Origin of the sequence: Sediminibacillus halophilus (assembly GCF_900103695.1) — a bacterium.
Classification (GTDB): domain Bacteria; phylum Bacillota; class Bacilli; order Bacillales; family Amphibacillaceae; genus Sediminibacillus; species Sediminibacillus halophilus.
In genome coordinates, this window is sequence record NZ_FNHF01000009.1 from 1 (window position 1) to 21,134 (window position 21,134).

The following is a 21,134-nucleotide window of genomic DNA, read 5'->3' on the forward strand; positions in this document are numbered from 1 at the left end:
CATTTTTTGGATTCACTTGGTACTCCATGAACCGTCTTATCAAAAGACATAGCTGGGAGAACAAGCAGAAAGTCTAAGAGAAGAAGAATAGACGGAACCCCTACTGTCTTTTTATGAAAAGAAGAACCTATTTCCTGACAACCGTTTTTAAGATAGCTTGTTGAGTTTCAAGGAAAAAGTTTCTACGCTTGCGACATTCAGCATGCTTCTTAGCGCAGGTAGCATACGCAGACTCCTGCGGGAACAGCGCGAGCTGAAGATCCACTTGGGAAAGCGGTTTTCTTTACCAAGTTAGCTGAAGCCGTGCCCGCGGAAAGCGAAGTATGCTGCCGAAGCGGTGGTTAACACTCTTATTTAAATAGGCAATGGCACTTTACATTACCTGCACAGTTCATAGTTATCATGATGTAACAAACTAAAGCCTACAAAATATCTAAAACAGCTTATATTTAAAAAGAAGTATTATACCAATAGATGTAATACTTCTTTGCTAAGGTACTCCTTATTGATTTTCTGCTTTTTGATGAATGGCTTCCAGTTCCTTCACTCTTGCTTCATCTTCTTCAAAATATTGCACCAGGTCACCGATTCGATCGATCGAATTCCAGCTTAAGTGATGCTCGATTCCTTCCACATCCTCATAGATGTTTTCTTTATTTACACCGATCAATTCTAAAAATTGTTCCAATAATTCATGCCGATATACTAACCGCTTACCAACCTTTTTTCCTTTCGCTGTCAAGATCAGTCCACGGTATTTTTCATAATTCAAATATTCATCTTTATCCAGCTTTTGAACCATTTTAGTGACGGAGGATGGATGAACATGCAAGGCTTCCGCTATATCGGAAACGCGTGCATATCCTTTCGATTCGATCAACAGATAAATTTGCTCAATATAGTCTTCCATGCTAGGTGTTGGCATAATAATCCTCCATTCGCTTCTTCAATCCAATTATTCCCTCTATGTAAAAGCATACAATAGTTTATACATGCAGACAAGCTGACAATCGCAAGCTATTTATTTTCAACATTAACGGCGTAGCAAATAAGAAAGGGCGGCAGATGCCGCCCTTTTAATTGCTTATAATCCACATTTCAACTGCGCATTGCAATTTGTACAAGTGTTACAGCCACCTATGTCTTCCACTGTACCTTTCCGGCAAACAGGGCATGTATCACCGACCTCCGAGCCAATCGTCACGTTTGTTTTTTCCAATTCATGAATGGTATCCATCAAAACAACATGAGGTTTGTTGTCTGTCGGTTCGTCCTGTTGTTTTTCTTCCTCGTCAAAGCTATTGTCTTCCGCTTTCAAGGAAAGTACCTGTGTGTCCCGACTGCCATCCACATAGACGGTCCCGCCTTTGGCACCCCCGTTATAGAGTCGGCGGTAAACACTTTCTACCTGTTCAACCGAATAACCTTTTGGAGCATTGACTGTCTTAGAAATAGAACTGTCTACCCATTTCTGAATCACACATTGGGTATCTGCATGTGCTTCTGGTGATAACTCCATCGCCGTAACAAACCAATTCGGCAGATGGTCGGCATCTTCTCCTGGATGCTTGTCCAAATATTCCTGGACAATATCTGCTTTCACTTCAATAAATTTACCTAAACGGCCGCTACGGAAGTAAGAGAAGGAGAAATATGGCTCCAGTCCAGTAGAAACACCGACCATTGTACCAGTACTTCCTGTTGGAGCTACCGTTAGAAGATGCGAATTACGGATACCGTGATCCAAAATGCCTTGACGGATATCCTCCGGCAATTTTTTCACATAGCCAGTTTGTACAAACCGTTCGCGCAGCTCCTTGGTCTCTTGTTCTGTATCTCCAATCAAAAATGGAAAGCTACCTTTCTCCTTCGCCAATTCAATCGATGTACGGTAAGCAGTGGTTGCAATGGTTTCAAAAATTTTATCGACAAGCTGATTGCCTTCCACCGAACCATACTCCGTTTCGGAATAGATCAAAAGATCATGCAGACCCATAACCCCCAGGCCGACACGACGTTCGCCTAGTGCTTGCTTTTTATTCTCGGCAAGAAAGTATGGGGTAGCATCGATAACATTATCCTGCATTCTTACCCCTGTACGGACAATGTTTTTTAGTTTTTCAAAGTCAACCTGTTTATTTTCCTTATCGGCCACAGAAGCAAGGTTTACTGCAGCCAGGTTACAAACAGAATAAGGCGCAAGCGGTTGTTCTCCACATGGGTTGGTAGCAACAACTTGCTGTCCATAAGCCTTGGCATTTGTCATATCATTCGCGTTATCGATGAAGAAAATTCCAGGTTCTGCAGAATATGTGGCACAGATATTGATCAGGTTCCACAATTCCTTTGCTTTCATCCGGCGATAAACCCGGACGCCGTAACCCTTTTCTTCCCAGCGACGTACATCGCCGATTTCATGCCAGTTTTCATTATAAGCCTGCATCTCTTCCGGCGTGTAATTTTCTACATTAGGGAATCTAAGTTCATAATCCATATCATTTTCGACTGCTTCCATAAACTCTTTTGTCAGGCAAACGGATATATTTGCCCCTGTCAAAAATTCCGGATTATGTACACTGTATGTACCTCCAGTGTTCAGCTTTTCTTCCGCTTCTTTGATAGCATTTTCCGTGAACCCTCCTGATCCTGGCATGTTTTTATAGTTGACAATGCCTTGGTACAGATCTATTTCCGTCGGAGTTAACGGTGTGAATTTCAGCTTTTCTTGCGCCAACTTTTTAATTTGCTCGTCCTCTGTATTTTCTATTAAAAACCGGAGAATCCTCGGGTTTTGCATTTTAGAAATGATAAATTCAATAATATCTGGATGCCAGTCTGCCAGCATAATCATTTGCGCTCCCCTGCGAGAACCGCCTTGCTCGACCAGATGGGTAAGCTTTGCAATATCATCCAGCCAGGAAACAGATCCGGAAGATTTACCATTCACCCCTCGTGCTAGGGTATTGCGTGGTCGGAGCGTAGATCCGTTCGTACCGACGCCTCCTCCCCTGCTCATTATTTCCATGACTTGCTTACGGTGATCAGAAATTCCTTCGCGCGAATCTTGAATATATGGCATGACATAACAGTTGAAGTAGGTCACATCTGTTTCAGCTCCTGCTCCATACAATACACGTCCAGCTGGAATAAAATGCATATTGGATAATTCATGATAAAAGCGCTCAAAGGCTTCCTGCTGTTTTTCTTCAGTTGTTTCCACCTTTGCGAGACCTGTTGCATTCCGCTTGGCAATTTGTTCATAATAAATTTCGAGCGGTTTATCAATCACATCCAACGATCTGCTGACAACCCCGGTATTCGCTTCTTCCGGGTCATCCAGCACCGAAACAAAATCCTTGTCTACCTGAATTTCAGCACGTTTTGCCTGCCAATCGATCGATTTGATAAAGCCATATCCCCTTGCTGGAAACTTAGGGTCTGCTTTTACCGTCAAAACGACAAAATCGCCTGACTTCAACGTTGTTTTCTCAGTATCTTTGAAAGCATACCTATCTAGCATTACTAAACGCGATACACCTTTATGGGTGATTTTCATCTCCGTTGTTATTGGATGCACCTGCTCAAATAAAGCGATATCCTCGTTTAATTGGTCGACATTAATCTGCATGTTTACTTCTGTGATGGTTTTCATATCTGGCATCACTCCTTCTTCCCTTTAAAACATTAAGTATAGTATTCAATTTACCACATCTCTAAGAAATAAAACAATATATTGTGCTTTGTTTTTTAAAAACATACTATATATTGTTTGTTGGAACGAAACGAACAAGATTTGTCAAAGATGAGAAATCGCAATTATAACCGTAAATCGGAGATAAAAAAAGAAAATAGCTTAATTTTTTTGGAAAACAGCTTTTTTTATTAGTTGCGTTTTTTGCTGTATTTTGTTGAACAACAAGTAAACCTGTAAATCCGCGAAAAAGAGAGCTTATAGAATATGATAAATCAGAAATTTTTTTAAACAACTAATTTTTTTACGATACAATTCGTGATGGATGGAACAGGAGGCCACTGAAATATCCTTTGAAAAAAAATAATAACATGCCTATAATATAGGTTGACGCTAAAGAAAATGGGGGAACAGATTATGGGAATTGAATTTCTGTTAATTTTGCTAATCGTGATAGTAGGTTTCGGTATATATAGATACTTTAAACAAAGAAAAATACTGAAAACCTTATCGGAAGAAGAATTCCGTCAAGGATACCGAAAAGCCCAATTAATTGATGTAAGAGAACCGAAAGAATTCGACGGGGGGCACATCCTGGGGGCAAGGAATATCCCGCTTTCCCAGATGCGAAACCGTTTGACTGAATTAAGAAAAGATCAGCCGATTTATATGTATTGCCAAAATGGGACAAGAACTGCAAGAGCTGCCATTCTTTTAAATAAAAAGGGATACAACGAATTGTACCAGCTTCAGGGCGGTTTCAAAAAATGGAACGGCAAAATAAGAAAGTCTAAATCTTCACAGTACTAAAATAAAAGACAAGCCCAAAGTGCCTCGATCACCCCCGACAAGCTTAAGACTAGCCTCGACGTGGTGTTTTCATCCACATAGAGGATTGGCTTAAGACCTCGAGGGGGTAGGCACTGGAGCTGGACAAACCGAAATGCGCAAGTGCCTCGATCACCCCCGACAAGCTTAAGCCTAGCCTCGACGTGGTGTTTTCGTCCACATAGAGGATTGGCTTAAGACCTCGAGGGGGTAGGCACTGGAGCTGGACAAAAAATTAAAGCGGCCTGCCCGAATTTTTCGGACAGGCCGCTTATTTTATTTTATGATTCCCTATTGTAACGGAGTATAGGTTTTCTGGCCGCTGTCGTTTCATCCATTCGCTTCACTACTGTATGATAAGGCGCTTCCTGGACAAGTTCCGGGTTCTCCTTTGCTTCATTGGAAATTTGAATCATAGTATCAATAAATCCATCAAGCGTTTCTTTGGATTCTGTTTCGGTAGGTTCTACCATCAGCGCTTCTTCCACGTTCAGTGGAAAGTAAATGGTCGGGGGATGATATCCGAAATCCAACAAGCGTTTCGCAATATCAAGCGTACGTACCCCCAGTTTTTTCTGGCGTTTTCCAGAAAGGACGAACTCATGTTTGCAATGCTGGGTATAAGGCAATTCATATTCCTCTTGCAAACGCCTCATCATATAATTTGCATTTAAAACAGCAAATTCGCTAACCTTCTTCAATCCTTCTGCTCCCATAGTACGTATATATGTGTAAGCCCGCAAATTAATTCCGAAATTGCCGAAATAAGGCTTCACTCTACCGATGGAATCTGGTCTGTCTTCGTCAAAGTAGTATTCTCCATTTGATTCTGTCAAAATCGGCTTAGGTAAAAACCTAGCCAATTCTTCACTGACTCCTACCGGTCCTGAGCCAGGTCCTCCTCCACCATGAGGACCTGTAAAGGTTTTATGAAGATTTAAGTGAACAACATCAAATCCCATATCCCCAGGTCGCGCATAGCCCATAATCGCATTAAGGTTGGCGCCGTCATAATAAAGCTTTCCGCCCGCCTGGTGAACGATTTCTGCCATTTCGACAATGTTTTCTTCAAATAAACCAAGCGTATTCGGGTTGGTCAGCATCAACGCAGCCGTATCCTCACCGACTACGCGTTTTAGATCTTGTAAATCCACGGTTCCCCGTTCGTTGGATTTTACCGTTACCGCTTCAAATCCGGCTACAGTAGCAGATGCAGGGTTGGTTCCATGGGCAGAATCCGGTACGATGACCTTCGTGCGATTCCAATCACCATTTGCCTCATGATATGCCCTGATCATCATCAGTCCGGTCCATTCTCCCTGAGCTCCTGCTGCAGGCTGCAACGTCACCTCATGCATGCCTGTGATGGCCGCCAGGGACGTTTGCAAATCATACATCATTTTCAAAGCACCCTGGACAGTTTTCGTGTCCTGGTATGGATGGATATGACTGAACCCTTCCAATCGTGCGACGTCCTCGTTCATCTTCGGATTATACTTCATCGTGCAAGAACCTAATGGATAAAACCCTGAATCCACTCCATGGTTCCTTTTTGATAAAGCAGTATAATGGCGGATAATCTGCAGTTCACTTACTTCCGGAAGCTCCGGTGCCTCCTCGCGGATATAAACTGGATCGATTTCCTCTTTCAGGTTGAATCCCTCGATTTCTAATTCCGGCAGGCTGTAGCTTGTTCTACCGAGCTTACTATGTTCGAAAATTAAAGGAAAATCTTGTTTATCCATGAATATCCCCCATTTCTTTGGCAAAAGCATCAATTTCATCTTTGCTTCGGTTTTCAGTGACTGCTACCAGCATGTGAGTAGCAAATTCAGGATATGTCTTCGCCAGATCATATCCACCTATAAAGCCCTTGTTCAGCAGTCTTTCGTTCATCTCTGCTACAGGCATCTTGATGTCGACAACCAGCTCATTGAAAAACGGCCCTCTCAAAACGCTCTCTACTCCCTGCTCTTTAAGGCGTTGTCGTAAGTACCTGGCCTTCTGCATATTAAGCCATGCCATCTTCTTGATGCCCTGCTTACCCAAGGAGCTCATTGCTACAGAAGAAGCAAGTGCATTCAAAGCCTGGTTGGAGCAAATATTTGAAGTCGCCTTGTCCCTGCGGATATGTTGTTCTCTTGCCTGTAAGGTGAGAACAAATCCACGCCGGCCATCTTCATCGGTGGTTTGACCAACCAGCCGTCCTGGAACCTTCCGCATCAGTTTCTTTGTAGTTGCGAAATAGCCACAATGCGGTCCGCCGAACTGAGTTGGAATTCCAAATACTTGTGTATCCCCTACGACAATATCTGCTCCAAATGCTGCAGGTGGAGTCAGGTAACCCAAAGCCAAAGGATTACTGGAGACAATGAACATCGCTTTCTCTTTTTCTAACAACTGCTGCAACTCGGCAAGCGGCTCTATTTGTCCTAAGAAGTTTGGATACTGCACGATGACGCCTGCCGTGTTGTCGTCTATTTCTGCCTGCAAGGCTTCTACGTCCACCATGCCTTCCTTGTGTCCGATTTCTACTATTTCAAGCCCAGGCCCTTTTGCATAAGAAGCAATCACCTGCCTGGACTCTGGATGAACTGTATCAGCCACAATGATTTTCTTACGTTTGGTCTGTGACGCACTTAAGTTCGCTGCTTCTGCTAGCGCAGTGGGTCCATCGTACATGGAGGAGTTGGCTACATCCATTCCCGTTAATTCACAAATCATTGTCTGAAATTCAAAAATCGCCTGCAATTCCCCTTGAGAAATTTCCGGCTGGTAAGGAGTGTATGCTGTATAAAACTCCGACCGGGAGATGACATGATCAACGATGGATGGAATGTAATGGTCATAGACACCAGCACCTAGAAAGGAAACATGCGATTTCAAGCTGACATTTTGCCTTGATAAATCTGCCAGCTCCTTGAGGAGTGCTGGTTCATTAGTTGGTTTTTTTATATTCAATTCACCATGAAAACGCACTTTTTCAGGCACATCCGAAAATAATGCCTCCGTAGATTCAACACCGATCGTGCGCAACATTTCCTGCTTATCTTCATCGGTCATCGGTAAATAGCGAAACTCCATTGTTTTTCCCCCTTAGCTTATCTGTTTAAGATCTTTTATAAAATGGCGTCGGAACTACCTTTGCTTTCAATAGACGTTTTCGCACCTGCACAAAAACCTCTTCTCCCTGAGTTGCATAATTTGCCCGAATTAAAGCAAGTCCGATGTTTTTCTTTAATGTCGGCGACTGTGTACCTGTAGTGACAGATCCAATTTCCTCTTCCTCTGCATACACTTTGTAGCTAGTACGGGGAATCCCTTTATCAATCATTTCAATTCCTACCAATTTTCTTGGAGGGCCGTTCTCTTTTTGGTTTCTCAAGACCTCTTTCCCTATGAAGTCAGCTTCTTTCTCGGTCTTGACTGCAAAGCCTAGGCCTGCTTCGATTGGGGTTATTTCGGCCGAAAGTTCCTGCCCGTAAAGCGCAAGATTCGCTTCAAAACGAAGCGTATCCCGCGCTCCGAGTCCGACCGGCTGGAGGCCATCTGATGCACCTTCATCCAGCAGTCTTCTCCATAGCTGTATGCCAGCCTCAGGTTCGATGTATATTTCGAATCCATCTTCCCCTGTATAACCGGTGCGTGCCACGATTGCTGTACCGTTCACATCGGAGAATGGCACATCCATCTCAAAGCGAAAGAAACGAATGGAGGAGAGATCAGCATCCGTCATTTTTTGCAAAATGGTTTCGGCTTTTGGTCCTTGAACAGCCAACTGGACATACTGATCTGATACATCCCTGACGGCCACCCCATCCATTTTGTGTTGCTGCAGCCAATCATGGTCTTTACCCCTGTTAGCAGCATTGACCACAAGCATATACTTCTGCTCAGCTAGCTGGTAAACAATCAAATCATCCACCGTTCCCCCATCCGGGTAACACATCATGGTGTACTGTGCTCGTTTCGGTGTGAGTTTTGATACATCATTTGTTAAAAGTTTCTGCAAAAAACGTTCCGCATCCTCGCCTTCTACAAGGATCTCCCCCATATGGGAAACATCAAAAAGACCAGCTGCCGTTCTTGTGGCCTCATGTTCTTTCTTAATCCCGGTAAATTGAACCGGCATTTCCCAACCGCCGAAATCGACCGTTTTGGCACCGCTTTTTTCATATTCTGGAAATAAAGGGGTTCTGCTTAATTCTGCCATTCTATCAACTCCTATTATATAATCATCCATAACTGCAACCGTTCAACACTAGCCGCAGGCAGACACTACAGTAAACCGAACATAAAAAAGGACAGAAATTTTCCCACACAGGAAAATCTCTGTCCTTTCACCAGAAAGTTTCGCCAATCCGATCGGCTTGCTTCTTAGGTGGTTTACATACGTAAACACTCTCCAGAGCTGCGTCCTATAAGAGTCTTTTTGCCTGAGAGATTCACAATTATGCTTGCTCCTTCGGCGCTATCTTCTTAGATAGTCTCTCCTCTTATATTCATTCGCTATATTAAATTAACGATATTCGGACATAATAAGGGTGATGTTGAACCCAAGAGTATTATGTCATAATGTTTACACTTTTTTAAATTCAGCATCATTATACCATAGCAATCGGCTGGTATGGGAAGAATTTTTAAGAATAATTTTGAAAGGGGAAACGGGATGAATATCCAGCTAAACAATGATACTGCTTTCATAGAAGAATTGGAAGACGCATTACAACAAGACGGACCGTTTTCTTCCTGGCAGCTGTTCCAGATGTCCTATCAAGCAGCACAAACGACCCTGACACCCGAATTTACTGGGTTGACCGCACCTAAACATCTGCCTCATATGGAGTTTTTACCGCACCAACTGGACTGCGCCAGGCAGATAATCGAAGAAATGAACGGCAGAGGGTTGCTGGCAGATGAGGTCGGTTTAGGTAAGACGATTGAAGCCGGACTGATTTTAAAAGAATACATGATCAGGGGATTGGTTAAAAAAGCTCTGATTCTTGTACCCGCTTCCCTTGTAAACCAATGGGTACTGGAGCTCAGCCAAAAATTTTATATACCGGCCGTATCCCAAGGAAAACGGCCGGTATGGGATCAGAACAGTATCATTGTTAGCTCGATTGATACAGCCAAGCGCCAGCCGCACCGCGATATTATTCTAGAGCAGGAATACGACTTCATCTTAATAGACGAGGCTCATAAACTCAAAAACCATAAAACCAAAAACTATGAGTTCGTTCGCGCTTTGAAAAAGAAATACTGCTTGCTTCTGACTGCAACACCAGTGCAAAACAAACTTAGTGACATTTTCAACCTTGTCTCGATTTTAAAACCCGGACATCTTGGGAATTATGAAGACTTCACCGCCAATTACGGAAAAGATCGTAACAATTTATTTAACGACGAGCACCTTAAGCAGCTTATTCAAAAAGTGATGGTTCGGAACCGAAGGCAAGATACAAAGGTCGACTGGACGGAACGTAAAGTCCAGACGGTCTGGATTGCTTTTAGCGAATCCGAGCAACAGGCTTACGATGAGTTAACTTCCATAACCAGTAAAGCAGATACATTTTCTTCTATCACATTGACGAGAGAACTGTGCTCTTCACGGGAAGCTTGTTATTTATCCATGAAAAAAATGCTTCAGCAGGAAAAACAGATTGCCAATCGGGAAGCATATCAGGATTTTCTGAAGGTGATAGAAGAGCTGCCACACCACGCAAAAGCCGATAAGGTTGTTGAATTAATCGGAAACACGGATGAGAAGTTCATTATTTTTACGGAATACCGGGCAACCCAGTTGTACTTGCAGTGGTACTTACAGCAGCACGGCATCTCTTCCGTACCGTATCGGGGCGGATTTAAACGTGGCAAAAAAGATTGGATGAAGCAGCTTTTTCAAAACCATGCGCAGGTTTTGATTGCCACTGAAGCCGGCGGTGAAGGGATCAACCTTCAATTTTGCAATAACATGATAAATTATGACCTACCCTGGAATCCCATGCGTTTGGAGCAAAGAATCGGAAGAATCCATCGATTCGGCCAGCAGCAGGATGTTCATATATATAACTTTGCGCTCCGCAACACGATGGAAGAACATGTGCTGAATTTATTATATGAAAAGATCCATTTGTTTGAACGGGTGGTAGGCAACCTCGATGACATTCTTGCCGAATTGGATATAAAAGATGTCGAGCAGGAAATTCAGACAATCTTCAGGGAATCAGAAACAGAAGGGGAAGCCAAAATCAAACTGGACAACCTCTCTTCGGTGATCTCTTTGCGACAAGACCAGTTACAAGAACAGGAGGATTGGGATGGCAATCGAGAATCTTCATAAATTTCTTTCCGACTACTTTCTGGCCAATCAATGCGAGTTATTGGACAACGAAAATGGAAAAGTGACCATCCAACTAACAGATAAAATGGATGAACTGATTATGAATCGGCCGTTTTACTGGCACTACATCAAACAAATCGGCCAGCAAGGCCAGCCGATGAAAATTACGTTTATAACAAATCCAGACAGACAAAATGAGCAAGGTGAATGGGTACATTTCGGGAGTCCGAGGTTGCATCAAATATTCCGTACATTGTCGAAACAGGGAAAGATAACCAGACAGTATGAGCAATCTGGATCGGTGTATCGCCAGCCGCTGATTCCCTGGCTGGTTTTGAACATAAAGATCAGTTATCAAGGAAAGCATAAAAAGGATGAATTATTGTCTTACGGATTGCAATTGATTAACGGAACGTTGGTTAGTCCAATGATGGAGAAGCTATCCAAGTTAAACCTACAGCCAGTAATACCAGATTATTGTTATACAATATCTCCGCTGATTCACAACAAAAGCGCTTATCAGCGAATGATTCGCTATGTACAGGATTATCTTCGGACAAAGGATTACACGTGGGCGAAGGAATCATGGGACCATCTTTATGCCGAAGGAAAACTACTTGAACATTTCTATAAGGAAGACCAGGCGGATAAGGAGAAACAGAACCAGTTACAGCAGGCACTTAGCGAAATCGAAAGCAGATTCCGCCCTCGGATTTCCATTGACATTATCAACGGCGGTCTTTTTTACCTATCCCAGGAGAGTTCAAACGTTGTTCGTTCAAGTAGTTGAATAATTCGCATTGCTCCACCCTTCTGTATTCAGATCGGGAGAGAATACGTGAAAATTCCAAGGGTTCAGCAACTACTAAAACCTTCTGGAAAACAGGGGTTACTTTTATCCAAAGAACGTAAAAACCCACTTTTCTCATTAAGGACAGTTTTTACTCTTTTATCTTCCAAAATAATCTGCCCACTAAAAAAGTAACAGACTGTCAAAATACAGCCTGTTACTTTTTCTTTTTCATGAGCAAACGAAATGCAAATGGAAGTAAACCCAGCCAGTGATCAGAAACATCGTTGCGCACTCTTTTGCTGTACTGTTTTTGCTTTTTCCGTTGGTCATGCGGTGTATCCATGTACTTCACGATTTCCTGAGTCATAAATTTCACATAATCGTTTCCGGACACTTTACTCACCTCTAAATTTTTCTTATATGCCTAGCATGTCCGTATTTTCTTTTCTTATAAGCTGGTATATTTCTTCGGCCACCTGTTCGGGGCTCTTTCCATCCGTTTCAATCAGATTGTCAGCCGTCTGTCGGTATTTCTCCAATCTACGCTCATATAGTTCTGTTTTTTCGTGTTTTTTCCAGAGAGGGCGTGAGTCATCGTTTCCTAATCTGCGATCAATTTCAGCTAATGAAGTATGTAGATACACCACAAAAACATGCTCCTTCAACCAGTTCCTGTTCATTGTGGACTCCACAATACCGCCCCCCGTTGCTACCACTGCATCCGTTTTGGGCATTTTCATCAATGTATCGGTTTCCTTCTCACGGAAGATTGCTTCCCCCTGGCACTTAAAAATTTCCGGGATTGTGCGTCCGGTTGTTTGCTCGATCTGCTGATCTGTATCCAGCCCCGGTAATGCCATTTTCTCAGCTAACAATCGTAATACACTTGATTTACCGCTGCCCATAAAGCCGATAAGATAAATTGCTTTCATACTTCCTCTCCCCCTGAACTTCCTGAAGAATTTTTATATAATTGCAGGAAAAATACGAAATTCGTCGAATTAATCTTTATCCCAAATGAAAGTGAGGTGATTAAAGAAGTGACCATCGCTGTCACCTTCTCAGAAAAATTGCTTACGGCTGCCATTTCAGCCAATGCCTCCGACATCCACTTCCTCCCCTCTGCAGTTGATACCGAAATTTTCTTTCGAATTAGAGGCGAACGAAGCCTCTTCAGCAAAATACCAGTTAGACACTATAAACAAATACTCAGTTATTATAAGTTTACCTCAGGAATGGATATAGGAGAAGTACGTAAGCCGCAAAGTGGCACCATCCCTTTTACGGTGGATAGTGGTCCGTCCTACTCCCTTCGCTTGTCCACACTCCCTGTAAATCATTTTGAAAGCTTGGCCGTCCGTATTCTTCCCCAGAGTGACACCCCTCCTCTCGAACGGTTGTTATTGTTCCCCTGGCAGTTAACCAAGCTTCACAGTTTGGTTTCTGCTAAATCTGGAATCATCCTGCTTACGGGGCCCACTGGAAGCGGGAAGACTACTACCCTTTACGCCTTGTTACAATCCTTGCTTGATAAGTATTCCCCTCAAGTGATCACACTCGAAGACCCGATTGAAAAGGACTTGGACAAAGCTATCCAAGTTCAGGTGAATGAAAAAGCCGGCATCAACTTTCAAACAGGGTTAAAGGCAGTGCTGCGACATGATCCCGACATTCTTATGATAGGAGAAATCCGTGATAAGGGAACAGCACAAATTGCCGTTCAAGCTGCTTTAACTGGTCATCTCGTTTTATCTACGCTTCACGCCAAAGATGCCTATGGCACGATCAAACGCCTGCTTGACATGGATATCAATAAGAATGAACTCTACCAGGTCTTACTAGGTGTATGTGCTCTTCAATTGGTGCCAATACAACTGTCCGATTCTGGTAACAACCGTACTGCCGTACTGGAGTTGCTGGAAAACACTACTCTGGTCGAGGCAATAAGCGGTCACAATCCCTATCACTCCCCTGCCTTTGCTACATTTTCCCGACTAAGGAGGAAAGCGTACGCGTATGGTTATGCTGATCAGACAATTTTCAACGTTGGTTTCTAACAACAGGATGAAATTATCCACCAAAGACCAGCTTGTCCTGCTACAACGTCTCAGCAGGCTTATCAAGAGCGGCTACTCATTGATGGATTCCCTTCAGATGCTGGAATGGGACCCAAAGTTAAAAAGTGCGTCCCACTTCATTTCTCGTTCTTTGGCCAATGGGGACAGTATCGACAAGGCTTTCGAACAAGCGCATTTCCATCAGAATATCATTTCCTATTTATATTTTGCCAGAAAAAACGGCGATTTAGAATCCATGCTCCGCCACTGCTCTGAGACAATGGAGAAGCAGCTGGCTCAATTCGAGCAATTTCAAAAAACTTCACGATACCCTTTTATCCTGATTGGATTTTTTGCCGTGTTGCTTTATTTCATCAAAACCTCAGTTTATCCAGCTTTTACACAGATGGTCCTCTCTGTATCAGGAGAGACACCGGCAATCACCACTTATTCCGTTTTGTTTGTCGACTTTCTGTTTAACTTCTCCGCATGCATGGCTGCAGCAGCCCTTCTCTTTGTCCCTGTTTGGTTATTATGGAAGACCAGGATACCGATTGATTTGCACATAAGGATACTTCAGAGAATTCCTTTATTGTATGGTTTTCAGCGAATGAAAACTACATTTCTGTTTGCCATACACTTGGGAGCTCTTTTGAAAAGTACCGTGCCATTGAAAGACGCCCTGATTATTATGCAAAATCAAAGCCACCATCCAATACTCGCCCACTATGCGATGATCTTTACAGCCAATCTCAATCGAGGTATCCATATCACCACTGTCCTTCCAAGTCTAACCCTTTTTGAAACTGAGCTTTTCAGCATTTTCCTTAAGAATAACAATGCCCAAGAATTGGCGCATGACTTACAGATTTACGCTGATTTTTTAACCGAAAGTCTCGAGGATAAATGGAAAAAGATGATCGCCTGGATTCAGCCGCTTACATTTTGTCTACTTGCAGGTTTGATAATTTTTGTCTACTTATCGATTATGATGCCGATGTTCCAATTGATAAATTCAATCTGACAAAAGGAGACTGTTATGAAAAACGAAGAAGGCTTCACTTTAATTGAGATGTTAATCGTTTTAACGATTATTTCTATTCTCTTAATCCTCATATTGCCTAACCTTGCTGATAAGAATGAAGAGGTCCAGACAAAAGGCTGTACTGCACTCGCAGAAATGGCTTCCAGCCAAATACAAGCCTATGTTCTGGACCATGGCAGCGAACCAGACTCTATTTCTGAGCTGCTGAATGAAAATTATTTAAAAACAGATACGTGCGCCAATGGAGCGAAACAAATTCAACTTTCACCAACCGGAGAGGTTGAGATTGTCTCACCATGAAAGCAGGGGGCTTTACCTTCATCGAAGTGATGATTGTATTAGGTTGTCTCGTTACCCTTACAGCCGTAGGTATCACGCTTCCCTTGCACCTACTTGAGAAACAAGAAACAAAAGATTTCTTTCAGTTATTCGACAGCGATCTCATTTACCTGCAACAATCAGCAATGCTGTCCTCCGAAAGAAATGCCCTTTACCTCGATCCGAAAGGTCACAAATATACCATTCGCACAGGTGGTACCGCCAAAGTTATTTTAGAAAGAAAAATACCGAAAAGCTGGAAAATTGAGTTAAGAACACTTAAAATACCACTTTCCTTTAACTCAAAAGGAACAATAAAACAGCCAGGAACAATGATTATTTATACAGATCGAAAGCGATACAAAGTGGTCTTCCCGCTCGGTAAAGGGAGGCACTACTATGAAGAATTGTAGAGGATTTACCACCATCGAAGCATTAGCTGTTTTCTCTCTTTTTCTCATGGTTTCCGTTACCATTCTCCCCGGCTTGCTTCACATCAAAATGGAGGATTACCAATTATTGATAAAAAGGCAAGTACTGTCGCAGCTTCATGATGATTTAATTGAAATTGCTTATGGAAAACAACAGGAAAATCCAGAAAGTGAAAATTACCAGGACACCACAATGGGGGTGAAGGTTACGTACACATTTGTCAATGAAACTGATTTAACGAAAGGATGTGCGAAATGGCAATATGCAAAACAGGAAGACCATGAAGTTTGTCTTTATGCTTATCCCGCAAAACAGTAAGGGATTCACACTCCTTTCGCTTCTTTTCGGATTAGCCATCTTATTAATGGTTCTTCCTTGTGTCGGTATATTTTACCAGTCACTTTCCATGGACAACCATTATCAGGAACAAGCCGTAAGACTTGCCTTTCAATTTTTGGCTGATCAGTCGGAACAATCTGTGGAAATGCAGGTCTCAGGAAACACCCTATTATTTGAACCGGGGGAGGGGTCCATTATCTCGATTAGCCAGTATGAGGACCTATTACGGAGACAAGTAGCTGGTGAAGGTCATGAAATATTGTTGCGAGATGTATCTGATTTTGCGATAGAACAGCTGACATTTGGCTTAAAAATAACCGTGATGATGGATAGAGGAGAACAATATGAAAAAATCATCCCTTATCCTTAAGAAAGAAAAATTAAATCCTAATGGTTTTATTTTCCCCTATGTAGCCTTTGCCTCTGTTGTTATAATCATGGCATTAATCAGCGCAGTTGCTCTCCTCCATAATCAGCAGATGGCAACTTACAAATATGAGGAACAGCTTAAGTTGGATACACTGCTGCAAATGGGGAAAGAGCAACTAAAATCCGAGCAGCATAATTGGGATATGAGCTGCCCTGCTCCCTGGAAGTACACATATCCATCAGGCACTACCGTCATTCGCTGTGAAAAAATAGAAGATGGAGTTCTCAAAGCAACCTTTACCATGGAAACCACCAATGGCACAACCGTCAATAAATTGGTTGTTTTCCAACCAGGTTCACCATGACCAGTTGTCTTTTACAAGTATGGATTGGAAAGGAAAACGATTCACGACTACTGCTAACTAATATTGGTACGATATTTCGAGTAGTTGAAGTAGAACCGTTAATTTGATGAAAGGGTTGTCCCACCACTGTGGGGCAACCTCAACCTTATAAGATTTTCCACACATCCGTTTGAAGTACGCTTTCAAAACTTTGTTTCAGTGGGGTTTTAGCCTGCTTCCCTAGCTGGAGTTGCATCTTAATCTTTTTGTATGGAATTTGATAAATAGACGTATATTTTACAACCTATCCATCCATCCTAACAGTGTACAAACATTGGGCTATAGCCAAGCGGTAAGGCAGCGGGTTTTGATCCCGTGATTCGCTGGTTCGAATCCAGCTAGCCCAGTTTGTTATTGTTGAGAGCATTTCTTCCCTTCATTTCTGGAAATGATAAGATTGATTTACAATCTTATCATACTCGTTTATAATAACCATGATACATAACCTTGAAAAGGAGGGGAAAAGTATGGATAGAATGTATCGCGTTCTTTCTTTTTGGACGGGTATTTTCACAGTCATGTTTTATATAGGTGATATGGAAAGCCTAGCTGTTTTGTTCCTTGCTCAGACAGTTTTCTTTATTGCTGTAAGCTACTTGAAGCTCTCTGAACGCATGTACATGTACTTATTCGGTGGCTATTGCACCCTGTTCTTTATTGGTTTTACCTATTATACGAACTTCATACTCGTTCCCGGATTTGGGCATTAAAAACATGAAGCTCTGGACCTTTTTAAAAAAGGCCAGAGCTTTTTGCTTTGAATTGCTCCCCTATATGATCAACCGACAAATTGGTTATGTGCCTTTTCATCCCCGATTACCGTTTCAGGACCATGTCCAGGATAAACAGTATAATCATCAGGCAAGCTGAACAGTTTACTTTTAATTGTTTCTACCAATACTTCAAAGTCCCCGCCAGGCAAGTCGGTTCTCCCAATTCCTCGTTGAAACAAGGAATCACCCGAGATCACCGATTTTTCCTCTGGAAAAACGAAAGCCACTCCACCGGGTGAATGGCCGGGGGTTTCCCGTATATGGAACGAGAATGGGCCTATGTCCATCTCACCGCTCTGTATATATTTATCAGCAGGTCCGGCGGATATCGGTTCCATACGGAACAGGGCTGAACCATTTAAATTGGGATTGGACAGCCAGTCAGCCTCTGCTTTATGTACCAATACAGGAATCTGATACCTGTTCCGTACATCCTCTACAGCACCAATATGGTCAAAATGTGCATGGGTCAGCAAAATGGCTATCGGATTTATATTTGCCTCTTCCAGGTAAGTATAAAGTTTATCCGCATCTCCTCCCGGGTCTACAATCATTGCTACCTTGTCTTTAATGACAAGGTAGCAATTAGTGCCTAACGGGCCAAGGGGCATTTTCTCTATCTTCATGTTACCACTCCTTCTAAAAACAGTATAAATCGTCCGTGTATATCTCGACAAATCATTTAATTTGTTTTAGAATGTATGAGGAGATCATATCTACTACATATTAATATTGATTGTTCCTGAGCATCTTCAGGAATTCAAGGAGGTTATCGATAGTGGTATTGGCAATCCTGTTATTGATTGTAGCTATTTTATGTGCTGTTGCTGTATTGCGTGAATTGAAAGCTAAAAATATGTTTGCTGTACTTTTTGCCGGATTATCTACTTTAGTGTTCGGATGGTTTTCCATTATGACTATTTGGGCAGAATTGTTTCAAAACGTTTGATCCAGATGAATAAGTTAGTATGAATAAATCCCCTGTTCTTTTGGACAGGGGATTTTTCGGTTCTCTGTCAAATGTGGTGGTTCCTACTTTTCATACCTTTATATTTGCAAGACGGGTCCATTCCAGACATTCCTTCAGCCCTTTTCCGGCTGTCTTCTCATCACTTGTTTAAAACCATTCATCCCTCCCCTTTTCTTTTAACGCGTACGCCGCTTTTAACGGGGATAGATTTGGAGAAGCTTTTCTACCATTTGTCTCCCTACTTCTCACAGTTTGGAGTGACTTCCACAGCAGCTTTTTCACTTCCATTCATGTGAAAACGCCTCTTCTTATCTACCTAACTTCTCAACGAACTTCATCCAACCCCCACTAGATCTGCAGCAGGAAAGGAAAGCGGTCGGCAGTGATTAATAAATCTCCCAGTATCTACGGACAGACTCCCTGTTTAAGTGACTTCATGAAATCCTTCAAGACAGGGGAAACCGCCACATTCAGTATACAACCGGTTTTTTTGCTCTTCTCCTGCTGCTATGCCCTTACTATATCCTTCGATGAATGAAAAAGCATTCCCGTTGAACGGGAATGCTTTTTTTATTGTTCTACTTGATCACTCTGATCATTTTGTTCGTCTTGGCCGTCTTCTTCGTCGTTAAAATCATAGAAACGGAATAAGTCTCCGTAAATAAGTTTATCGGAATAAGATAATTCTTTGTCTACCTTTTCTTTGATAGGCTCACATAAGCCTTCGGCTGTATCTTCTTGTTTTTGCTCCAATCCCGTAGGTTCAGATTCAAGAAGTTCACCAGTTTTACGATCATAGCATTGGCCCTTTGTATAGATATAATCATCGCTGATGTAATCTCCATTACGTAAGGCGATAAATTCTTTACGGTCTTTGGCAAATAAATCGGTTCCGAAGGTAATGTCGTCGTCCGTTTCAATGCCTAACAGACTTAAAATCGTTGGCTTCACATCGATTTGACCAGCAATTTCCGAAATGACGCCCCCTTCTTCACCAGGAATATGGATGAATAACGGTACACGCTGCAGCTGAATGTGCTCATAAGGCGTGATTTCTTTGCCAAGATACTGCCCCATCGCTTTATTATGGAATTCACTAATACCATAGTGATCACCCATTAATACGATAACCGAGTTTTCATACAAGCCAGATTCCTTTAAATCCTTGAAGAATTGTTCTACAGCTTCATCCGTGTAACGGACGGTCGGGAAATACTGGTTTAATGTCTTCGAATTCGAGTCATACTTATCTATCGAAGCATCTTCCTCTTCCAAATCAAACGGATAGTGGTTGGTTAACGTAATGAATTTGGAATAAAACGGCTGCTGCTGAGATTGCAAGTATTTCATCGATTGTTCAAAGAATGGTTTATCTTTCAATCCCCAGCCAATCGAGTTGTCTTCTGTCACTTCATACGAATCTACATCGAAAAACTTGTCATAACCAAGACTGTCATACATAACGTCCCGATTCCAGAAACTTTTATTATTGGCGTGGAAAACGGAGGTGAAATAACCATTTTCCCCTAAGATTTCCGGCGATGCATGGTATTCATTTTGACCGTGTGTAAAGAAAACTGCACCTCTGGACAAAGGATACAAAGAGTTTTCAATCAAGAATTCTGAATCAGATGTTTTACCCTGCTCAGTCTGATGGTAGAAGTTTTCAAAATAGTAACTTTCATCAATCAAATCGTTCAGGAACGGTGTGATTTCTTCTCCATTCACTTTATTGTTGATGACAAAATTTTGCACTGACTCAAGCGAGATAAAAATAACGTTTTTACCTTTCGCTACACCAAACATATCTGACTTTTCTTCGTTTTGAACATGCTCATCAACATATTCTGTGATTTCCGGCATTTCATTTCCGTCGGCGAAAACTCGTTGAGCCTTCGTCTTGGACTGTAACACCGCATCATAAATATGATAGTTGAACAACCCGATGTTTTTCACCAGATATTCCCGGTCGAATGTCCGCTGCAACAACTGCGGGCGCTCAATTTCAGCAAGCGTATAGTTGAAAAGCAAGAATAAAAGAGAAACACTAAGTGCAAGCGTTTTGCCTCTTTTATGATATCCTGCCGATATTACGGAAGGATACTTTCTGCTCAATACCCAGATGATGGCTACATCAAGAAACAATAGCAAATCCGGAATGTGGACAAGTGACATAAAACTTGAACCTAAATCCGCCGCATTGCTTCCCTGGAATAGAACAGGGATTGTGATAAAGTCGGTGAAATTCCGGTAAAAAATCAAATTAAAGTAAATAATCAGTGTCCCAATCAGCGCGGCATAGCGCAAGAACTTCATTTGTCTTCTCTCTTTGAACCATACGCTCAGCGCAAACACCAAAAATGCAGAAGCGAATGGGTTCACAAACAGGATAAATTCCTGCATCCAATTATCAAGCGATATTTCAAATATAAAACGATATACAATATACGTCTTTAAACCAAATAGTACGGTTGCAATAATATACAACGGTATATTAAACAGTTTCTTAGACATGCTTTCTTCCTCCTAACAGCAAAACTCTATTTTCATAGTTTAATAATAATCCATGATAAATTTACATGCGTTTTACATTATTAAATTATATTCCACCATCTGTAATAAATAAACACTAATTATAAGACGTGCCCTCCTAAGAGAAGGTTTCATTTTTTTAGAAAAAAATTACGTCTTTTTAATATTTCTATATTTTAATAGACATTACCAAAAAAATAAACCCTCTTAAGGCTTATTTTTTCAGTAATGAATAAAACG

Annotated in this window: 21 protein-coding genes, 1 tRNA gene and 2 riboswitches; of the genes, 13 read left to right on the forward strand and 9 right to left on the reverse strand. The window is 41.9% G+C overall.

What is annotated here, in order from left to right:
• Positions 1–502: 502 nt before the first annotated feature.
• Both mntR and BLR82_RS19350 read right to left on the reverse strand, forming a co-directional pair.
• Positions 503–925 (reverse strand): transcriptional regulator MntR, encoded by a 423-nt coding sequence (gene mntR / locus BLR82_RS19345; protein ID WP_074601087.1) that lies wholly within the window; start codon positions 923–925, stop codon positions 503–505.
• A gap of 159 nt (positions 926–1,084) precedes the next feature.
• Entirely contained in the window at positions 1,085–3,652 is a 2,568-nt protein-coding gene (locus BLR82_RS19350) for a vitamin B12-dependent ribonucleotide reductase (RefSeq protein WP_074601088.1), read from the reverse strand.
• 462 nt (positions 3,653–4,114) lie between these two features.
• Between BLR82_RS19350 and BLR82_RS19355 the strand changes: the two genes are divergently transcribed.
• A complete protein-coding gene (locus tag BLR82_RS19355) occupies positions 4,115–4,501 on the forward strand; it encodes a rhodanese-like domain-containing protein (protein WP_074601152.1) in 387 nt (128 codons plus the stop codon).
• A gap of 299 nt (positions 4,502–4,800) precedes the next feature.
• Here BLR82_RS19355 and gcvPB read toward each other — a convergent pair whose 3' ends face one another.
• The 3 genes from gcvPB to gcvT are packed head-to-tail and all read right to left on the reverse strand — an operon-like array spanning position 4,801 to position 8,732.
• On the reverse strand, positions 4,801–6,264 hold the full coding sequence (gene gcvPB / locus BLR82_RS19360) for an aminomethyl-transferring glycine dehydrogenase subunit GcvPB (protein WP_074601089.1): 1,464 nt from the start codon (positions 6,262–6,264) through the stop codon (positions 4,801–4,803).
• Positions 6,257–7,603: an aminomethyl-transferring glycine dehydrogenase subunit GcvPA gene (gene gcvPA / locus BLR82_RS19365; protein WP_074601090.1), complete on the reverse strand. Its 1,347-nt coding sequence runs from the start codon at positions 7,601–7,603 to the stop codon at positions 6,257–6,259. Before gcvPA ends, gcvPB begins: the two co-directional genes overlap by 8 nt.
• Positions 7,604–7,628: 25 nt before the next feature.
• The gene (gene gcvT, locus BLR82_RS19370; protein ID WP_083334959.1) at positions 7,629–8,732 is read right to left on the reverse strand and encodes a glycine cleavage system aminomethyltransferase GcvT; all 1,104 of its coding nucleotides are present in this window, start codon (positions 8,730–8,732) and stop codon (positions 7,629–7,631) included.
• Between the two features lie 117 nt (positions 8,733–8,849).
• Positions 8,850–8,930, reverse strand: a riboswitch (glycine riboswitch).
• Between the two features lie 3 nt (positions 8,931–8,933).
• Positions 8,934–9,025: riboswitch (glycine riboswitch) on the reverse strand.
• Between the two features lie 163 nt (positions 9,026–9,188).
• On the opposite strand from gcvT, the gene BLR82_RS19375 reads away from it, so the two are divergent.
• On the forward strand, positions 9,189–10,862 hold the full coding sequence (locus BLR82_RS19375) for a DEAD/DEAH box helicase (RefSeq protein ID WP_074601092.1): 1,674 nt from the start codon (positions 9,189–9,191) through the stop codon (positions 10,860–10,862).
• Positions 10,840–11,652: a YqhG family protein gene (locus tag BLR82_RS19380; RefSeq protein ID WP_074601093.1), complete on the forward strand. Its 813-nt coding sequence runs from the start codon at positions 10,840–10,842 to the stop codon at positions 11,650–11,652. The genes BLR82_RS19375 and BLR82_RS19380 overlap by 23 nt, the downstream gene beginning before the upstream one ends.
• A gap of 217 nt (positions 11,653–11,869) precedes the next feature.
• Here BLR82_RS19380 and BLR82_RS19385 read toward each other — a convergent pair whose 3' ends face one another.
• Together BLR82_RS19385 and BLR82_RS19390 are read right to left on the reverse strand one after the other, a co-directional pair.
• Positions 11,870–12,049: a YqzE family protein gene (locus BLR82_RS19385; RefSeq protein WP_074601094.1), complete on the reverse strand. Its 180-nt coding sequence runs from the start codon at positions 12,047–12,049 to the stop codon at positions 11,870–11,872.
• A 22-nt stretch (positions 12,050–12,071) separates the two neighbouring features.
• Positions 12,072–12,587: a shikimate kinase gene (locus BLR82_RS19390; protein ID WP_074601095.1), complete on the reverse strand. Its 516-nt coding sequence runs from the start codon at positions 12,585–12,587 to the stop codon at positions 12,072–12,074.
• A gap of 108 nt (positions 12,588–12,695) precedes the next feature.
• Between BLR82_RS19390 and comGA the strand changes: the two genes are divergently transcribed.
• The 9 genes from comGA to BLR82_RS19435 all read left to right on the forward strand — a co-directional run bounded on the left by comGA (position 12,696) and on the right by BLR82_RS19435 (position 17,329).
• Entirely contained in the window at positions 12,696–13,712 is a 1,017-nt protein-coding gene (gene comGA, locus BLR82_RS19395) for a competence type IV pilus ATPase ComGA (RefSeq protein WP_074601096.1), read from the forward strand.
• The gene (gene comGB, locus BLR82_RS19400) at positions 13,672–14,736 is read left to right on the forward strand and encodes a competence type IV pilus assembly protein ComGB (RefSeq protein WP_074601097.1); all 1,065 of its coding nucleotides are present in this window, start codon (positions 13,672–13,674) and stop codon (positions 14,734–14,736) included. The genes comGA and comGB overlap by 41 nt, the downstream gene beginning before the upstream one ends.
• 15 nt (positions 14,737–14,751) lie before the next feature.
• Entirely contained in the window at positions 14,752–15,057 is a 306-nt protein-coding gene (gene comGC, locus BLR82_RS19405) for a competence type IV pilus major pilin ComGC (protein WP_074601098.1), read from the forward strand.
• Positions 15,054–15,488, forward strand: coding sequence for a competence type IV pilus minor pilin ComGD (gene comGD, locus BLR82_RS19410; protein WP_074601099.1), 435 nt, complete (start codon positions 15,054–15,056; stop codon positions 15,486–15,488). Before comGC ends, comGD begins: the two co-directional genes overlap by 4 nt.
• On the forward strand, positions 15,475–15,825 hold the full coding sequence (locus tag BLR82_RS19415; RefSeq protein WP_074601100.1) for a type II secretion system protein: 351 nt from the start codon (positions 15,475–15,477) through the stop codon (positions 15,823–15,825). The genes comGD and BLR82_RS19415 overlap by 14 nt, the downstream gene beginning before the upstream one ends.
• On the forward strand, positions 15,788–16,216 hold the full coding sequence (locus BLR82_RS19420; RefSeq protein WP_175486859.1) for a competence type IV pilus minor pilin ComGF: 429 nt from the start codon (positions 15,788–15,790) through the stop codon (positions 16,214–16,216). Before BLR82_RS19415 ends, BLR82_RS19420 begins: the two co-directional genes overlap by 38 nt.
• Positions 16,191–16,580 (forward strand): hypothetical protein, encoded by a 390-nt coding sequence (locus tag BLR82_RS19425; protein WP_074601102.1) that lies wholly within the window; start codon positions 16,191–16,193, stop codon positions 16,578–16,580. Before BLR82_RS19420 ends, BLR82_RS19425 begins: the two co-directional genes overlap by 26 nt.
• Positions 16,581–16,894: 314 nt before the next feature.
• A tRNA-Gln gene (locus BLR82_RS19430) sits at positions 16,895–16,966 on the forward strand.
• A gap of 120 nt (positions 16,967–17,086) precedes the next feature.
• Entirely contained in the window at positions 17,087–17,329 is a 243-nt protein-coding gene (locus BLR82_RS19435; RefSeq protein WP_026569956.1) for a DUF2626 domain-containing protein, read from the forward strand.
• A 68-nt stretch (positions 17,330–17,397) separates the two neighbouring features.
• Here BLR82_RS19435 and BLR82_RS19440 read toward each other — a convergent pair whose 3' ends face one another.
• Positions 17,398–18,018 carry an MBL fold metallo-hydrolase gene (locus tag BLR82_RS19440; RefSeq protein WP_074601103.1) on the reverse strand — a complete coding sequence of 207 codons (621 nt, stop codon included), beginning with the start codon at positions 18,016–18,018 and terminating at the stop codon, positions 17,398–17,400.
• A gap of 152 nt (positions 18,019–18,170) precedes the next feature.
• Here BLR82_RS19440 and BLR82_RS19445 point away from each other — a divergent pair, with 152 nt between their 5' ends.
• Positions 18,171–18,341, forward strand: coding sequence for a DUF2759 domain-containing protein (locus BLR82_RS19445; RefSeq protein WP_074601104.1), 171 nt, complete (start codon positions 18,171–18,173; stop codon positions 18,339–18,341).
• A gap of 591 nt (positions 18,342–18,932) precedes the next feature.
• On the opposite strand, the gene BLR82_RS19450 is transcribed toward BLR82_RS19445, so the two are convergent.
• A complete protein-coding gene (locus tag BLR82_RS19450) occupies positions 18,933–20,876 on the reverse strand; it encodes an LTA synthase family protein (RefSeq protein ID WP_074601105.1) in 1,944 nt (647 codons plus the stop codon).
• Positions 20,877–21,134: the final 258 nt, after the last annotated feature.

Bases quoted from the DNA above. Each gene is read 5' to 3' on its own strand.
- mntR (WP_074601087.1), bottom strand. From the start codon at position 925: ATGCCAACACCTAGCATGGAAGACTATATTGAGCAAATTTATCTGTTG.
- BLR82_RS19350 (WP_074601088.1), bottom strand. From the start codon at position 3,652: ATGAAAACCATCACAGAAGTAAACATGCAGATTAATGTCGACCAATTA.
- gcvPB (WP_074601089.1), bottom strand. From the start codon at position 6,264: ATGGATAAACAAGATTTTCCTTTAATTTTCGAACATAGTAAGCTCGGT.
- gcvPA (WP_074601090.1), bottom strand. From the start codon at position 7,603: ATGGAGTTTCGCTATTTACCGATGACCGATGAAGATAAGCAGGAAATG.
- gcvT (WP_083334959.1), bottom strand. From the start codon at position 8,732: ATGGCAGAATTAAGCAGAACCCCTTTATTTCCAGAATATGAAAAAAGC.
- BLR82_RS19375 (WP_074601092.1), top strand. From the start codon at position 9,189: ATGAATATCCAGCTAAACAATGATACTGCTTTCATAGAAGAATTGGAA.
- BLR82_RS19380 (WP_074601093.1), top strand. From the start codon at position 10,840: ATGGCAATCGAGAATCTTCATAAATTTCTTTCCGACTACTTTCTGGCC.
- BLR82_RS19390 (WP_074601095.1), bottom strand. From the start codon at position 12,587: ATGAAAGCAATTTATCTTATCGGCTTTATGGGCAGCGGTAAATCAAGT.
- comGB (WP_074601097.1), top strand. From the start codon at position 13,672: ATGGTTATGCTGATCAGACAATTTTCAACGTTGGTTTCTAACAACAGG.
- comGC (WP_074601098.1), top strand. From the start codon at position 14,752: ATGAAAAACGAAGAAGGCTTCACTTTAATTGAGATGTTAATCGTTTTA.
- comGD (WP_074601099.1), top strand. From the start codon at position 15,054: ATGAAAGCAGGGGGCTTTACCTTCATCGAAGTGATGATTGTATTAGGT.
- BLR82_RS19415 (WP_074601100.1), top strand. From the start codon at position 15,475: ATGAAGAATTGTAGAGGATTTACCACCATCGAAGCATTAGCTGTTTTC.
- BLR82_RS19420 (WP_175486859.1), top strand. From the start codon at position 15,788: ATGAAGTTTGTCTTTATGCTTATCCCGCAAAACAGTAAGGGATTCACA.
- BLR82_RS19425 (WP_074601102.1), top strand. From the start codon at position 16,191: ATGAAAAAATCATCCCTTATCCTTAAGAAAGAAAAATTAAATCCTAAT.
- BLR82_RS19435 (WP_026569956.1), top strand. From the start codon at position 17,087: ATGGATAGAATGTATCGCGTTCTTTCTTTTTGGACGGGTATTTTCACA.
- BLR82_RS19440 (WP_074601103.1), bottom strand. From the start codon at position 18,018: ATGAAGATAGAGAAAATGCCCCTTGGCCCGTTAGGCACTAATTGCTAC.
- BLR82_RS19450 (WP_074601105.1), bottom strand. From the start codon at position 20,876: ATGTCTAAGAAACTGTTTAATATACCGTTGTATATTATTGCAACCGTA.